The following is a 16,852-nucleotide window of genomic DNA, read 5'->3' as shown; positions in this document are numbered from 1 at the left end:
AAGTCTGACACGAACATTAGTTGCCACATGCACATTCATTTTATGTGACGTATTCTAAATGACCAATATACCTTGCCGCAATGAAAAATTCTTGTTTAACCGGCCGCTGCTGCCTAAGTTACAAGCAGATATCCATCTACCGGCTTTATTCCCAACTGGCAGATGCTTAAAATCAGTGCAGCTCGTTCTGGACTCCGCCTGGCCCGGATGTCCTGATTTTTCGCACACAAAGCACATTCCCAGCGCCTGCAAACTGTTAAACTAGCACGATTAGGCCTTGCCCTCCCACTTCCATGATTCTTTTCCGGCATGACAAACTATTTGTATCAACAGCAAAACTGGCAATCACAGCTCAGTGATTTAATTACCGATCCTCAGGAGTTGCTGAATCTTCTGCAACTGTCGCCTGAACAGTTACTCTCCGGCGCAATTCTGGCATCTGAACAGTTTAAATTACGTGTGCCGCGTGCATTCGTCGGAAAAATGAAAGTCGCCGATCCGTTTGATCCGCTGCTGTTACAGGTCTTGCCACATCATCTGGAACTGGAAGATCATCCTGAATTTGTCACCGATCCCTTAGGTGAAGAACAGGCCAACCAGCAACCGGGTGTCCTGCACAAATATAAGTCGCGTTTTCTACTGACCCTGACCGGGGCTTGTGCAGTACATTGCCGCTACTGTTTCCGCCGCCATTTTCCCTATCAGGACAACCTGCCTAAAAATGAAGATTGGCTAAACATCAAACAATATATTGAATCTCAGCCCGACATTAACGAAGTGATTTTAAGTGGCGGTGATCCATTAACGTTAACCAATCGACGTTTACAGAGCTGGATCGAACGTCTGGAATCGCTGCCACAGATTAAATTTTTGAGAATTCATTCACGCGTTCCGATTGTAATCCCCAACCGTGTCGATGAAGCGCTGATTTCCATATTAAAAAACAGTAGGCTACGGATTATTCTGGTGGTACACTCAAATCATGCATCAGAATTGGATGACTTCACTTGCCGTACATTAAATACACTGGTGAAACATCAAATTACCGTCCTGAATCAGGCAGTTTTACTTCGTGGGGTGAATGATTCTGCTCAGGTTCTGGTCGATTTAAGTTATCGCCTGTTCGATGCTGGGGTGATGCCGTATTACTTGCATGTATTAGATAAAGTGAAAGGTGCACATCATTTCGATCTGATGCCACAGGACATCGATCTTATTTATAAAGAGGTTTTAGCGAACTTGCCGGGTTATCTGGTTCCTAAACTCGTTAGGGAAATTGCGGGCGAAAAGAATAAAACACCGCTTTTTGGGGTTTCAACTGCTTGAATTTGAGTTAAATAACAACGATGAATATGAATCATTCAGATATTTTTCAGGTTGCCACTGAGCTGAAATTGGAACAGCTCAGTTTTTGCCAGAATTCTGTCAAAAGTATTCAGGAGTGGGCAGCTGACTTATCCATTTTACAGCTTGGGGACTCGTCAAAAGCCTTGTTCAAAGCCTTACTGGAAATTTCTGAACTCAAATGTCAGGAAACCTTGCGCTTTGACCTGATTCAGGCCATTCACCCGACGCTGGAAAATGTCCTGACCAGCCTGGAAAAACACTTTTTTAACCAGGGTCTGATTAGCAGCGACCGCAATGAGCACATTATCGAGCTGGCGCTGTTGTTACGTAGTCATTTTGCCAAAGTCTATATTGAAATCGCGCGCCGCAGTCACCGCCAGCTGGCCCAGCAGAAGTTTTCCATTTTTGCCTTTAACCTGAAAAAGAACCTGCAGACTGCGCGGACTGTGGCCACCTATTATGCGCTGCAACAACTGACCTTATTGCTGTATCAGCAACAGATGCTATATAGCTCGCCATTTTCCGGGCAATGGCTCACTGCGCATCAACTGTTTAACTGCGCGCTGCAGCACAATTTTCTTCAGAACAATATTAACCATCTGCAAGGCACCCAGCATCAGCTGCAAAATATCAGTCAGGCATATGCACAATTAATCCTGCTGGATATTTTCAATTCCCATCAGATTCGTCCGGCCGAAATTCAGGGGCTGTATCTCTGCAGTTTTGACTGGGTCAAGCTGATTCAGATTTTGCCCAAAGAAACCACCCTGTCACGCTATATTGTCGATACCAACAAAGACTATCCGCCAATTTATAACTCGCATCAATCGGGTGATTTTGAGCCGGGTATTTTTATTTCGACGCAGGCACTGCTGGATCATATTAGTGAAAATCAGGGCCGCAAGGCCGAACATTTCTCCCGCAATGAAAAGCTGTTTTTAACTCCGGCCCTGCATTTTCATATTCATACCCTGCTCACTCATAATCCTGAGCGTCGCCATGAACGTTATGAATATTCGGCCCGGGTCAAAATCTGTTTTGGCTTAAGCGTGGCGCACTTCTATTTGTCTAAAGGCAAGAATTTTCAGGAAACCCTGCAACTGGGTGAAAATTACCAGTTCCAGAGTGAAAGCCAGTTCATCAACCAGATGCACAGTCATGCCACTGCCGACATCAGTAAAATCCAGAATCTGGACCGCGAGGCCAAACAGATTTACGGCGCGGAAGTGCTGGATATCAGTGTGAATGGTTACCGGATTAAATGGGAAGGTGAAACGCCAAAAAACCTTAAAACCGGTGAATTTATTCTGGTGCAGGAAAATCCGCAAAGTCCGTGGCGTGGCGGTGTGATTCGCTGGATTAAACAGTCGACTGACAAAACCCTGGAACTGGGCCTTGAAGTTTTGGCGCAGGACATTATTCCATGTGCCGTCTATGTGAAATCTGACCGGCATAGCGGGCATTATCATCCTGCCCTGCTCATGCAGAGCTCACAGCTAAATGAAGTCAGCACTCATCTTATTTTACCGGGGATTCAATTATTAAGAGACAAGCAGACCGTACAGCTGCGTTTAGGGGATGAAGACATTAAAGTCTTTTTAATTAAACCGTTACTCATTACTCAAAGCTTTATGCGTTTTGACTTTGAACTGTTAAATGACCAGCAGCAAGCCACAGTCGATGCCTTTATTCACAAGCAGATGAATGACGTTAAGAATCAAGATTTATGGGAAGCGTTGAAGTGAGAAATCCTTTACTATCTAAAAAATTTAAACGTACCGAAACACGTTTACTCATTATCGATGATAACCAAATCCGTTTTAATCAGATTTGCGAACAGCTGAATGCACAGGAACATACCGTGCAGGCCACCCTGCTCGATGACCTGCAAAATTTTGAAAAACAGCTGAATTTAACCTGGGATGTGGTGATTTTTGGCCGCGCCTACGACTTGAAAATTGATCAGGCCCTGACCCTGATTCGCGCCTCAAAACAGCCGAATTTACCGCTGGTGTTATTGCAACCTGAAGACTATGATGCCACCCAATATAGCGCCCTCATCCGCAAAGGCATTTATGATCTGGTCAACCTGAACGATAGTGACAGTTTCTATCTGGGTCTGCTTCGTGCCCTCTCTTTCAGCCGTTTGCAGCAAACCCATGCCCAGCTCAAAGAAGAGCTGGAAAATGCCCAGACGCAGGCGCAGTCTCTGGTGGAAGACAGCAACAAGGCGGTGGCGATTATTCAGGAAGGCATTCATGTACAGGCCAATCAGGAATATTTACAGCTGTTTGGCTTTCAGAATGAAGATGAGATTATTGGTCTGCCTTTGCTTGACCTGTTGCAACCGGAAGATCTAGCCGATTTTAAACTGCGCTTTAAAAAAGTATCGCAAGGTCAGTTTGATTTAGGCCGTTTCAGCTACAGCTCTTTAAATAGTCATGTCGCCGCGCAAAATCCGCTACAGCTAGAATTTTTACCGGCCACTGATGAAGATGCCTTGCAGCTGACCATTGATATTCAGCAAGCTGCTACAGCACCAGCCAAGGCCAGCAATGAAAGCACAGCTGGTCAGCAGCCGACCCATCAGCTGATTAACCGCACCCTGAACAATCAGCCATCCAAAATTAATGCGCTGGTGGTATTTGCCCTGGCCTCCTGCCCTGAAAAAGTCTTGCAATCGGACTGGGTTACGCTGAAAAACTATTTCGGTAATATTAAAACCTTCCTGAAAGAACAGACCAATGTGCCTTTATTCAAGGTCAATTCATCGATCTATATTGGCTTGTTTCAGGCAGAATCAACCACCATTTTGCATTCCAAACTGATTGGTCTCAGCTCACTGAGTAAACCGCAGTTATTGAGCGTCAATGGGCAAAGTTATCCGCTGAATTTCCGTATGGGCTATGCGGTACTAGAAGGTGAAATTGCCGACAGCACCCAGTTTGAACAGCTGATGGAACGTGCCTTTGTAACCGCACTGCCTTATCAGCAAAAAGATGAGCAAAGCCTCGGACTGGATTTATCCATGACCGATCTGTCGCTGGAAATTGTCGAGCCAAAGGTTGCACCTGTGGTCGAAACCGCTGCTTCATCGCTATTAGGCGCCTTACGCCACAGCCTGGATCGTAATGAAATTCATCTGAAATACCAGCAACTGTATGACAAACAGGACAGCAATTTATATACCTATGAAGTCAGCAGCGGCTTTATTCATCAAGCAGAATGGAAAAGTCTGACCGGGCTGGTTGATCTGGCTGAAGATCCAGAACTCTCAATTAAACTGGATCGCTGGATTCTGGTCGAAGCCTGCAAACAGCTACACAACTTCATTACCCAATATCCGGAAGCCAAGCTGATTGTTAACCTGAACAAGCATGTGCTGTTACAAGACCGCGCGTTCCCGGAATTTGTGTCCAAACTGATTACCATTGTGGGCAGTCAGCAGGCTTATCCGTTAATTCTGCAATTCTCTGAAGAAGATGTGAGCCAGAACCTGATGGATGCCCAAAAGCAGATGCATTTGCTGCATCAGCATGGTGCGGAGATTTCTATCCGTGAATTTGGCCAGTCGATGTATAGCGAATCCATTCTTAAACAGCTGGATGTGCAATATGTGACCCTGCATCCATCGCTGACCAGCAAACTGATGCAAGATAGCGCGACTCAGGAGTTACAGGAACAGATTCAGCAGTTTAGCGAAATCAAGCCGGTGGAAGTGGTGCTACATGAACTAAACGATATGAACCTGTTTGCCAACGCCTGGAATGTGGATGCCCGTTATATTCAGGGTGATTACTTCCAGAAGAAACTGGATCATCTCATTGATGTACAAGACCAATAAGGTCTTGTACTTTTCGCCTGAAGTGCAGGCACAAAAAAACGGGCAAATGCCCGTTTTTTTCATTCTGGGTATTAACCACGTTTGATAGAACGTGACATACCAGCAAAACGTTGTTTGAACTTGTCGATACGACCGCCAGTGTCAACGTTCTTTTGCTTACCAGTGTAGAATGGGTGGCAAGCTGAACATACGTCTAGGTAAAGAGTGTCTTTACCAACAGCTGAACGAGTTTCGATCACGTTACCACATGAACAAGTAGCAACTAATTTTTCATATTTTGGGTGAATATCGGCGCGCATCGTCGATTACTCCATAAGATTAAAGAAGGTTTTGCTGTCGTCGCAATTGATCACTCTCAAGACTGAGGAAAAAAGCTGTTTATTCGAGATAAACCGCAGACCAACACCACAACAGACCATTCTTTTGGCCCACCGAGACGGATACCGTCAGAGCTAAGCACAACAAGTTGGGGCATATTATACGTGAATCTATGCCAATATGCGAATTATTCTTTGTCCTCAATTTCAGGCTGCTTCGACCAGTAATTGGCAATAATGCCGCAGACCATCAGCTGGATTTGATGGAAAATCATGATTGGCAGCACAATCATGCCCAAAGGCTGGCCAATAAACAGAATCTGCGCCATCGGTACACCACTGGCTAGGGTTTTTTTAGAGCCGCAGAAGAAAATCGCGATCTGGTCTTCACGTTTAAAGCCCAACCATTTCGGGATGTACAGCGCCAGCAGCATGATGATAGTCAGTAGTACCGAACAGGCCACAGTTAAAATCAGTAACGTTGTGCCGCTGACTTCATTCCACAGTCCGGCCACCACGGCGCCACTAAAGGCGCCATAGACCACCATTAAAATGGTGCCCTGATCAAAGCCTTTAACCAGACTTGGGAACTTGACCAGAAATGGATAGACCCACGGCCGCAGCAATTGCCCCAGAATAAAAGGCACCAATAACAATAAGGTAATCTGAATAATGGATGAGGTCGGATCATAATCGTGCTGCGACTGGCCAAAAATAAACAGGCTGACCAGAACCGGGGTAATGAACATGCCGGCAATATTGGAAAAAGACGCACTGCAGACTGCACTGGCGACATTGCCGCGTGCAACCGAGGTAAAGGCTATGGAAGACTGCACTGTAGAAGGCAAGAAGCACATAAACAGAAAGCCCCAGTACAGCTCCTGCCCCAGCAATGGCAGTAATACGGGTTTGGCCATGAGACCCAACACTGGAAATAACAAGAAGGTAAACGCAAACACCAGCGTATGCAGTTGCCAGTGCATGATGCCTTGTACCACCGCCTCTCTGGACAATTTTGCCCCATGTAAAAAAAACAGCACCGCAATGGCCGCCGTGGTAATAACGCCAAAGACTTCAGCGACCTGTCCAGACACCGGCACGATACTGGCCAGTATCACCATCACAATTAACAATATGGTAAAGCGATCCAATGCAAGTAGTTTTAGCATGTCTACATCCTGTGATTTTATTTTTGCATCGACATAAAAAAGCCCAGTCAGCGGGTTTTACCTCACGGTAAAGTTCCATCTTACTGGGCTGGAACAATAAAGCTAGTCTGCTGGCTTAATGTTCACTATTTTGTGGCGCTATACTACTGCGCCAACTTAGTTATTGCGGGCATTGTCATCCTGCTGGATCAGCTCGATTTTATAACCGTCCGGATCTTCCACAAAGGCAATTACGGTCACGCCGCCTTTCATTGGCCCCGCTTCACGCACCACATTGCCGCCGCGTGCCTTGATTTCTTCACAGGCTTTGTAAGCATCTTCCACTGCAATGGCAATATGACCATAGCCATTGCCCAGCTCATAGCTGTCTGTATCCCAATTATGGGTCAGTTCCAGCACGGTATGGTTGTCTTCATCACCATAGCCGACAAATGCCAGGGTAAAGCGGCCTTCTTCGTAGTCACGTTTACGGAGTAAAGTCATGCCAAGTACTTCAGTATAGAACTGCAATGACCGTTCTAAATTGCCTACACGTAACATGGTATGCAGCATGCGCATATTATTCGTCCTTTTGTTGAATTTGAGCGTGTTCATGAGCACGCAATAATTTTGCCACCCACACCACCAGAATCAGAATCGGAATTCCAAGCAGCGTGGTCATGAGGAAGAAACTCGGATAACCGATATTATTGACTATGGTACCTGAATATCCACCTAAAATTTTAGGAGTGAGGGTCATTAGCGAACTAAAGATCGCATATTGTACAGCGGTAAACGACACACTGGTTAAGCTGGACAGGAAGGCAATAAATGCCGCACCGGCCAGACCGGAGGCCAGGTTATCAATAATAATTGCCAGATAGAGCCATAAACTGCTATACGGTTTAATCACCTTACCGCGAACTTCTACCGCTGCATCAGCGTTGATATCCACCGGTGTCAAGGCCTGAATATCAATATCCAGCACCGGATGCTGCGGTGCCAGCTGATAGCTGCGGTTAGCACTGAGTGTACTGCCATCCAGCAATCGGGCCTGGACCTGAATCGTGCTATTTTGTGCTGTCTGTAACTGCTGGCCTTCAATCACGCCACTAAACAGGCCACCCTCTTCCAGCTTGGCCGGATATTCCTTGCCATCCAGAACCAAACTCAGCGGCTGTTCAGGTTGTAGCTGTGCAGCATCAAGACCACTCAACTGACCACGAATCACCAGACTTTGCTCGGCTTCCTGTACAGAAATCCGGTTATCCGAAGTAATCGGTAATAACTGGATTTGGGCTGTGCCGGTCTGCTGCAAATACGGCATGCTTAATTGTGCCTGATCGGACTGATTGGCATATTGTGCCTGTACCTGAATCTGATTGGCCTGAGCCAGCACATTGCTCGGTACCTGTATGCTCCAGTAACCGGCTTCATCAGCCTGTACCTTATATTGCTGCGCCCCGACATTCACCTGCACATCACTCAGGCTTTGCCCGGATTTGACCAGTCCAATAAAAATCAGGTTGGTCGAGCTGGCCAGCACTGCGCCCAGAAACATCAGTTTCATGATATTCATTTTTTGGGCCAGCAAACCACCCAGGAAGCCACCCACCAACGAGAAAATCACCCCGTAGACTTTGACTGCTTCAGCAATCTGTTCTTTGCTGAAGTTCAGGTCCTGATAAAACACATTGGAAATGACCCCGGCAATAATATCCGAAACCCGATAAAACCCGATCAGCAGCAGTAACACCAAAGCCAGCTTTAAACCATAGCGCTTAAAGAAATCCGCGACCGGATGCACCCAGGTTTCAAAAGCCATCTGTTTATTGACTGCACCCAGTTTGACCTGCACAGTTCCGACCAGTAAAGCCACCGCACCCGAGCCAATAAAGCGAATCGCCTCCAGCGTAAACAGCAGGAAGGAATCCTGAATACTGAGCTGGTTTTTCAGCGCATCCAGCGCCTGACCGGAATAGATATAACTCAGCACAAAACTGATCACGGCAACAAAAAACACCACCACCAGTCGATAATAATCGCTGCGTTTATATTCTTTACGGACACGCTCCACCACCGGCTCACGAATCACCAGCGTGGTACACATCCCGATCAGCATCACCGCCGCCATCACCAGATAGGTGTATTTCCAGGCCTCATAAATATAGTTGCCTTTAGCCGTGCCCAGATACGCTGCCAGAAATAAAGCGCCCGCACCAGCTACAATCATCCCGATACGATAACCGGCGTTATAGGTCGAAGCCAATACAGTTTGCATCTGGGTTTCAGCCAGCTCAATACGATAGGCATCAATCACAATATCTTGCGTGGCCGCAGCAAAACCGAGCAGCACCGCACCCACCGCCATCTGGTAGAGATGCGTCTGCCCTAAGGCCGGATCTGAAAAGGCCATAATACAGATGGCGCATATAATCAGGACCTGGGCAATTAAAAGCCAGGCCCGGCGCCGGCCCAGTTTTTGGGTTAAATATGGCACTGGTAACTCATCAATTAATGGTGCCCAGACAAACTTAAATGAATAACCCAGCGCCGCCCAGCTAAAGAAAGTTACGGCATTACGGCTAATGCCGGCTTCACCTAACCATAACGATAAACTGGAAAAAATAAGAAGAATGGGAATACCGGCCGAGAAGCCAAGAAACAGCATGATCAGCGCACGCCGATCTAAAAATGCGGTAAAGGCAGACTTCCATCCTGTAGATTGTGTTGTCATTACATTATTTTTGTCAAAAAACTGAATGTTGCTATTCAATCGTTTAATGGATTTGGTTTCAACCTGATTTATGCAAACGCCCTGTGATTTTCTGGAGAAATGCAGCGGCCTGGCTTGAAATTTTCTATTAAACCTGTATACCTTAAATCTCTATTGCAATAATTTCGTTTTGGATTTCACAGTGACGCAAAGACACGAGCACATGACCTCTTCTTTATCTGCTTCAATTACCGAACAACAAACATTAGTTTTACAACCAGAACAAACTCTTACCTCAGCCTTCGAACAAGCCGAAATTCAAACGACACTTAATAACACCCGCTTAAGCCCGGAACAGCTGACCCATATTCCGGATCTGGACAAAATTCCGGCCTCCACCAAACGGATTAAACCTTTAAATAATTTTCTGGGTCAGGATCGTGCCCGTGCTTCGGTAGAAGCCGGCATTGCCTTGCCGTATTCCGGCTATAACATTTTTGCGGTCGGTACGGCAGGACTGGGCAAACGCACCATGATCCGGCGTTTACTGCAGCAACATGCCAAAACCATGGCCACGCCAAATGACTGGGTGTATGTCAATAATTTTAAAAACCCGCGCCAGCCCATTGCCCTGCGACTGCCGGCCGGTCAGGCACCGAAATTCCAGACCCAGCTGCATCAGAGCTGGCAGACCATTTTAAAACAGCTGGAACGCCGTTTTAGCGCCGAAACCTATCACAACCGCATTGAACAGATTCGCCAGCAAACTGGCGATGAACAGCAACAGGCCCTCATTGAACTGACCAAAGAAGGTGAAACGCTGGATTTAAAACTGGTCTCGCGCAATGACGAGCACTGCTTTATTCCGGTGCAGTTTAAAGATGACCAGCTGCAGGAAATGACCCAGGAAGATGTCAATGCCTTAAGTAGCAAAGAGCGCGCCGAAATTGCCGCCAATATGCGCTATATGGATAAAAAACTGGAACGTCTGGGTCTGCATCTGGGCGATCTGGAAGATGATGCCCGCGATCGGGTTCAGGTCCTGAATCGTGACATTGCCAAACAGGTGGTGATGCCGCGGATTGATTTATTGCTGAATAAATTTTCAGAGGTTCAAGGGCTTGAAGACTATCTGAAATACTATGCCGAAGACATTATCAACAATGTTGAAATGGTGCTGGAACAGGAAGAAGATGACTTCACTCCGGCAGTGTTTAGCCGGGTGCCAGCGCGTTATCAGGCCAATATTGTTGTCACGCATAAACCGAATTCGGGTGCGCCGGTGATCTTTGAAGATTTCCCGACCCACTACAACCTGCTCGGTCATGTGGAACAGATGACCCAGAACGGCACCATCACCACTGACTTCACCTTAATCCGTTCCGGTGCCTTACATCGTGCCAATGGCGGTTTTTTAATTCTGGAAGCCGAACAGTTACTGGAACAGCCTTATGCCTGGCAAGGGCTGAAACGTGCCTTGAAATCGGGCCAGCTAAAACTGTCCTCACTGGAACATATGCTGACTTTAACCGGCAGTATTTCGATTGAACCGGAATCAATTCCCCTGACCTTAAAGGTCATTCTACTGGCCGAGCCGGAAATCTATTATGAAATTCTGGAAGTCGAACCAGAGCTGGGCAGCGTCTTTAAAATCCGTGCTGACTTCACCGATACATTACAACGTAATGACACCAATGAGCAGGCTTATATGCAGCTGATTGCTGATTATGTTCAGGCTGATAAACTGCTGCCCTTTGACCGCTCTGCCCTGGCTGCGCTGTTAACCGACTCGAGTCGTCTGGCCGAAGACCAAAGCTCGTTGTCCTTACATGCGCTAACGCTAGGTGATCTGATTCGGGAATCACATCATCATGCCGTACAAGCCGGCAAAAAAATGGTGTCAGAAGAACATATCAACATGGCGCTGGATCATCGCAAATATCGCTTAGGCTATTTACGTGAACTGTACTGGCAAGACCTGTCACGCGGCACCCAGCTGATTGAAACCAAAGGTCATCGTCTGGGTCAGATCAATGCCCTGTCCGTGATTCATTATGCCGATGTCGAGTTTGGCCTGCCTTCGCGCCTGACGGCATCGGTCTATCAGGGCGGCGGCGATATTCTGGATATTGAACGCAGTGTTGAATTGGGCGGCTCGCTGCATGCCAAAGGCGTGCTGTTAATGTCCAGCTTCCTGAAAGCCCATTTTGGCCGCGAACAGATTCTGCACTTCTCTGCCGCACTGGCCTTTGAACAGAGCTATGGTCAGGTCGATGGTGATAGCGCCACCGTTGCGGAACTGTCTGCCCTGATTTCAGCAATCAGCCAGTTACCAATTGATCAGTCCTGGGCCATTACCGGTTCCATGAACCAGCTGGGTCAGGTGCAACCTGTTGGCGGCGTCAATGCCAAAATTGAAGGCTTCTATGATGCCTGTAAATTACAAGGTTTAACCGGCAAGCAAGGCGTGATTATTCCGCGTCAAAACATGCAGCATCTCATGCTGCGTAAAGATGTGATTGAAGCGGTGCAAAAAGGCGAATTCCATATTCATGCCATTGATGTGATTGATCAGGCACTGGAAATTCTGATGGCGCGTCCGGTCGGTAAACTGGACAAAAAAGGCCGTTATAGCAAAGGCTCGATTTATGACATGGTGATGGCGCAGCTTGAATACTGGCAAGCCATTGAAGATGGTGCAGAAATTGAAGAGGAAGAGCCAAAGAAAAAGAAAAAAGCCAAGAAAGAAAAAAAGGCCAAGAAAAAAGATCAGCCTGCTGAAGCAGCAATTGAGGCTATTCCGGTAGAAGATGCCCGTAACCAGACTGGCTCATAATGGCCGGTCTAAAAAAGCAAAAAAGCGCCGAAAGGCGCTTTTTTATACGACTGAATTAAGCTTCAGGCGCTGGGCTGTACTGTTCAACCAAAGGCTGTAACTCACCTTTTTGGAACATATCCAGCATAATATCGCTACCGCCAATTAACTCGCCATTGATCCACAATTGCGGGAAAGTTGGCCAGTTGGCAATTTTCGGCAAAGTTGCACGAATATCCTGGTTTTCAAGAATATTCACATAGGCAAATGGACGACCAATTTGACTGAGCGCTTCTACTGCACGAGCTGAGAAACCACATTGTGGGAATTGCGGTGTGCCTTTCATGTAAAGAAGAACTGCATGTTTAGCAATTTGGTCACGAATTAACGCTTCGGTATCGCGTGCTTGTTCAGTCATTGATAAATCCTCAACTAATCTGTTTTGCATTATACCGAAAACACAGCAAAACAGTATGCTTAAAGCAATATTTCCATTTTTATTTACATTTACACTTTCAATCGGGGGCAGATTTTGCTTATATAAGTTTTTTCCTTTCTTTCTTACAGATAAGAGTTAGTCATGAACAACGTTACCCTTGCCCCTGTGCAAACTGATCAACCGTCTCATTTGATGCCCGTCTTCGGCCGTCAGCCGATCAGCTTTGTCCGCGGCCGAGGCGCTTATCTGTACACTGAAGATGGCACCGAATATCTGGATGCCCTGACCGGTATTGCAGTCTGTGGTTTAGGTCATGCTCATCCGGAAATTGCTGCTGCCATCGCGGATCAGGCCGCGACCCTGATTCATACCAGCAACCTGTTTGAAGTGCCTTGGCAAACTGCCGCTGCACAAAAACTGGCAGAAGTCGCTGGTATGGAAGAAGTCTTCTTCTCTAACAGTGGTGCAGAATCGAATGAAGGTGCCATTAAAATTGCACGTAAATTTGGTTATTTACAAGGCATTGCCAATCCGAAAATTATTGTCGCCGATCAGTCGTTCCACGGCCGTACCCTGGCAACCCTATCTGCCACCGGCAATAAAAAAGTCCAGGAAGGTTTTGCACCGCTGGTAGAAGGTTTTATCCGTGTACCGTTTGGTGATGTTGAAGCCATTGAAGAAGCCGCCATTCAGTATCCGGACATCGTCGCGATTCTGGTTGAGCCAATTCAGGGCGAAGGCGGTGTTAATACCGCGCCTCAAGGCTTTAGCTACCTAGAAGATATCCGCCGCATCTGTAACCAGCACAACTGGCTGATGATGCTGGATGAAGTGCAAACTGGTAACGGCCGTACCGGTAAATATTTTGCCTATCAGCACACCAATATTGTGCCAGATGTCTTAACCACTGCCAAAGGCCTGGGCAATGGCTTCCCGATTGGTGCAGTGATGACCCAAGGTCGCGGTGTGGGTGTACTCACTGCCGGTAACCATGGTTCAACCTACAGTGGTACTGCCCTGGGGTCACGTGTGGTCTACACCGTGATTGATATTATCCAGAAAGAAAATCTGGTCGAGAATGCCGCAAAAATGGGTAGCTATATTGTTGAGCAGCTACGCAACCAGCTGGCTGACCAAAATGTCAGCGTGCGTGGTTTTGGCCTGATGATCGGGATTGAATTACCTAAAGCCTGCGCAGAACTGGTGGATATTGCCCGTGATGAATACAAACTGATTGTCAATGTGACCGCCGGCTCCGTGGTGCGTTTACTGCCAACCTTGAACATTAGCCAGGAACAGGCCGATCAGCTGGTTGAACGTCTGGTGAAAATGATCAAAACGTTCCTGGCTTAAGCCGCGTGTTGATCTCAACAGATCTCAATCTGCATAAAAAAGCCGCATGATGCGGCTTTTTTAATTTCTGAATTGTTATATTTTATGAGGCTTCCTGGTAAATTCTGCCGCCAGGTAACTGACAAAAATACTGTTTTAAAGCATCCAGACAACGATGCACTTTCATTGGCTGCTGCTCACGTTTTGGCGTAATCGCATACAATGTAAAGGTCGGCAATTTCCATTCAGGTAATACTTCGACCAAAGAACCGTTAATTAAATCTTTTTGTACATCTAGATATAAAAGTCTCGCGATTCCGTGCCCTTGTAAACATAATGATTTGGCAATCAGAACATTATTTGTGGTGAGGCGAGAGCTCATGTCCAGTCCGACCACTTCACCCGTACTGGCGTGATGAAATGAAAAACTGGCATAATTTTTCATCAAATTTACTGGAATCAGGTCATGATTTTTTAAATCTTCAGGACGTGACACCGGTGTGGTCTGGTTCAGATAACTTGGTGATGCCACCAGAACCTGCTCAACGCGCGCCAGTGGCACTACATTCAGCTGACTATCTTCAATTTTTGAACTCATGCGCAAAGCAATATCAATCCGACCTTCAATCAGGTCAATAAACTGATTGTCCGCTTCGACATGTATGGCCAGACCACGATGGGCTGACATCCAGTGCGACAATGCCGGAATGACATGATTCGCACCCAGTTCCGGGGTGGTTGCGATACGCAAATCACCTACCAGGTCATCGCGTAATTCATTAATGCGTATTTTACCACGCTCCGCAGCGGCGAGCATTTCCTGACAGCTGTGGAAAAAAGCTTGTCCAGCTTCAGTCAAACTCAGTTTTCGGGTGGAACGGTGTAACAGCGTTACTTCCATTTCATTTTCCAAAGAACGAATTTGCTGACTTACAGCACTTGTGGTGATACCGAGTTCACGCGCAGCGCCACTAAACGAGCTTTTTTCAACAACACAAGCAAATACACCCATTGCTCGAAGTTGATCTAACATAAATTTCCCTCTGAACTTATGAGATGCTCCTACCTTTGATAAAAGCAACTCATTGTATTATACGGTGAAATTTACGTTTTGCACTTAAAAAAATTAATTTATTGGTAAAACATTAGTCGGGTTGATCGGCTTGCCATCAAGGCGGACCTGGAATTCCAGCATGGTGCGGGTGGTGCCCGATGAGCCCATTTCGGCAATTTTCTGCCCTGCTGCTACATTTTGTCCACTATTCACGTTAAGTTTACTGTTGTGTGCATAAGCGGTGATATAGCCATTAATATGCTTAATTAACACCAAGTTACCGTATTCTTTCAGGCCATCTGCGGCATACACCACCTGCCCGTCTGCAGCTGCAAAGACCGGATCACCAACATTGCCGCCATAACGAATCCCTTTCACATTCGACGCTAAATTGAAGTTTTCAATTACTGCACCATTGGATGGTTTCACCCAGCGTAAAGAACCTACGGTAGAACTCACTGTCGGCGCCGGAGTAGTGGTTCGTGGTGTGGTTGTGGTCGTCGTGGTCACCGGTGCGGTCGGTGCTGGCGTAGTTTTTGGAATAGCAATGGTCTGACGCTGGATTGGTGCTGGCTGCGTTACCGGACGCGTCGTGGTGGTACGCGGTGCACTGCCACTTTTCAGACGAATCGACTGGCCCACATAAATCCGGTATGGCGCGGCAATATCGTTCATTTCCGCAATACTGAGATAACTTAAACCATAACGTGCTGCAATGCCGCTTAAAGTATCACCTGAGCGTACAGTATAGAAATTTGGCGCAGCCGCATAACGTGCAGAATTATGTACTTGAGGTTTAGACGCACAGCCACTGATGATGAGCGTAGAAATAACGGCTGTAGATACAAATAAAGTTTTCAACAATGTTGTCGGTGCTGCAAATAAACGACCGTGTGACACCAAAGGCATTAATCTTCCTCTCTACATCTTAAATGTAATTATTGAACTGCGCTAAGATTAACAAAAAAGCACCGAAAAAGAGTTTCAGACGGTACTTTTTCACAAAGTTATAACATTCTTTACAGGGCTGGACTCAAGCTGTCATGCAGATGCCCCAGAATATCGTAATTGGTCGCATCCATCTGAATTGGGGTGATGCTGACATAGCCATTGGCCACAGCAAAGAAATCCGACTGGATTTCACCCACATCTTTACGCGGGTCTGCAACGGCTTCTCCGGCCAGTCCAATCCAGTACACCTGGCGACCGCGCGGATCGACATGGCTGGTAATCGGTTTAGATTGACTGCGACGGCCCTGATAGGTAATTTTTGCGCCTTTTAATTCCGCCACATCTGGAATATTAATATTCAAAATGTGGCGTGGCGGCAAGGTTGGCAAGCCGTTGGCAATAAAATCATGCACCCACTGCGCGGCAACTGCATAATCGGCCGGATGCTGATAGGCACGGACATTAGGGCCAGCCAGTGATACAGCTATGGCCGGCTGCGTCATTAAACGCCCTTCAAAAGCAGCACCAACGGTACCTGAATACAGTACATCATCACCCAGATTGGCGCCGCTGTTAATCCCGCTCACCACCAGATCAAATTCAAAATCAAACAGGCCATTCATAGATAAATAGACACAGTCTGCCGGAGTGCCATTCACCGCCCAGATATCTTCAGCAATCGGAATTGGACGTAAAGGACGATCTAAGGTTAAAGCACTGGAAAACCCGCTACGCTCGCTTTCTGGCGCGACAATTACCACACGGCCCAAAGGTTTTAATGCGTGTGCAAGCGCCTGGATCCCTGGCGCAAAAACGCCATCATCATTGGCAATTAAGATATTCACAAATTTACTCTTCAAATTAAATAAATGACCGGTCAGCACATTTC

Annotated in this window: 13 protein-coding genes; 5 read left to right on the top strand and 8 right to left on the bottom strand. The window is 46.8% G+C overall.

Going from position 1 to position 16,852, the window contains the following annotated elements; genetic code table 11:
• Positions 1-309 precede the first annotated feature (309 nt).
• The 3 genes from epmB to FTU67_RS01610 are packed head-to-tail and all read left to right on the top strand — an operon-like array spanning position 310 to position 5,191.
• Positions 310-1,326, top strand: coding sequence for an EF-P beta-lysylation protein EpmB (epmB, locus tag FTU67_RS01620; RefSeq protein ID WP_104471883.1), 1,017 nt, complete (start codon positions 310-312; stop codon positions 1,324-1,326).
• Positions 1,327-1,346: 20 nt separating this feature from the next.
• On the top strand, positions 1,347-3,092 hold the full coding sequence (locus tag FTU67_RS01615) for a GTPase (protein ID WP_180006834.1): 1,746 nt from the start codon (positions 1,347-1,349) through the stop codon (positions 3,090-3,092).
• Positions 3,074-5,191: an EAL domain-containing protein gene (locus FTU67_RS01610; RefSeq protein WP_168381852.1), complete on the top strand. Its 2,118-nt coding sequence runs from the start codon at positions 3,074-3,076 to the stop codon at positions 5,189-5,191. Before FTU67_RS01615 ends, FTU67_RS01610 begins: the two co-directional genes overlap by 19 nt.
• Positions 5,192-5,262: 71 nt before the next feature.
• Here FTU67_RS01610 and rpmE read toward each other — a convergent pair whose 3' ends face one another.
• From rpmE to FTU67_RS01590, 4 genes are all read right to left on the bottom strand, one after another.
• Positions 5,263-5,490: a 50S ribosomal protein L31 gene (gene rpmE / locus FTU67_RS01605; protein WP_005176824.1), complete on the bottom strand. Its 228-nt coding sequence runs from the start codon at positions 5,488-5,490 to the stop codon at positions 5,263-5,265.
• 206 nt (positions 5,491-5,696) lie between these two features.
• Complete coding sequence (locus tag FTU67_RS01600) at positions 5,697-6,677, bottom strand: bile acid:sodium symporter family protein (protein WP_104488747.1); 981 nt, start codon at positions 6,675-6,677, stop codon at positions 5,697-5,699.
• Between the two features lie 156 nt (positions 6,678-6,833).
• Positions 6,834-7,235: a lactoylglutathione lyase gene (gene gloA, locus FTU67_RS01595; RefSeq protein WP_005176820.1), complete on the bottom strand. Its 402-nt coding sequence runs from the start codon at positions 7,233-7,235 to the stop codon at positions 6,834-6,836.
• 1 nt (position 7,236) lies between these two features.
• Positions 7,237-9,393, bottom strand: coding sequence for an MFS transporter (locus tag FTU67_RS01590; RefSeq protein ID WP_180006835.1), 2,157 nt, complete (start codon positions 9,391-9,393; stop codon positions 7,237-7,239).
• Positions 9,394-9,595: 202 nt separating this feature from the next.
• On the opposite strand from FTU67_RS01590, the gene FTU67_RS01585 reads away from it, so the two are divergent.
• Positions 9,596-12,208: a Lon protease family protein gene (locus FTU67_RS01585; protein ID WP_171526789.1), complete on the top strand. Its 2,613-nt coding sequence runs from the start codon at positions 9,596-9,598 to the stop codon at positions 12,206-12,208.
• 55 nt (positions 12,209-12,263) lie between these two features.
• Here the strand turns inward: FTU67_RS01585 and grxD are convergent, their stop codons facing one another.
• Positions 12,264-12,605, bottom strand: coding sequence for a Grx4 family monothiol glutaredoxin (gene grxD / locus FTU67_RS01580; protein WP_005176812.1), 342 nt, complete (start codon positions 12,603-12,605; stop codon positions 12,264-12,266).
• Between the two features lie 162 nt (positions 12,606-12,767).
• Between grxD and FTU67_RS01575 the strand changes: the two genes are divergently transcribed.
• Complete coding sequence (locus tag FTU67_RS01575) at positions 12,768-13,979, top strand: aspartate aminotransferase family protein (protein ID WP_005176809.1); 1,212 nt, start codon at positions 12,768-12,770, stop codon at positions 13,977-13,979.
• 82 nt (positions 13,980-14,061) lie between these two features.
• Here FTU67_RS01575 and FTU67_RS01570 read toward each other — a convergent pair whose 3' ends face one another.
• The 3 genes from FTU67_RS01570 to surE all read right to left on the bottom strand — a co-directional run bounded on the left by FTU67_RS01570 (position 14,062) and on the right by surE (position 16,808).
• Positions 14,062-14,991, bottom strand: a complete 930-nt coding sequence (locus FTU67_RS01570) for a LysR family transcriptional regulator (RefSeq protein WP_005176807.1) — start codon at positions 14,989-14,991, stop codon at positions 14,062-14,064.
• A gap of 93 nt (positions 14,992-15,084) precedes the next feature.
• Positions 15,085-15,921, bottom strand: coding sequence for a peptidoglycan DD-metalloendopeptidase family protein (locus tag FTU67_RS01565; RefSeq protein ID WP_016658404.1), 837 nt, complete (start codon positions 15,919-15,921; stop codon positions 15,085-15,087).
• A 110-nt stretch (positions 15,922-16,031) separates the two neighbouring features.
• Positions 16,032-16,808: a 5'/3'-nucleotidase SurE gene (surE, locus tag FTU67_RS01560; protein WP_075174788.1), complete on the bottom strand. Its 777-nt coding sequence runs from the start codon at positions 16,806-16,808 to the stop codon at positions 16,032-16,034.
• Between the last annotated feature and the right edge of the window lie 44 nt (positions 16,809-16,852).

Source organism: Acinetobacter sp. YH12132 (assembly GCF_013418645.1).
Lineage (GTDB): Bacteria > Pseudomonadota > Gammaproteobacteria > Pseudomonadales > Moraxellaceae > Acinetobacter > Acinetobacter indicus.
The sequence above is the reverse complement of the archived record's forward strand: the minus strand, read 5'-3'. Positions and strand labels throughout refer to the sequence as shown.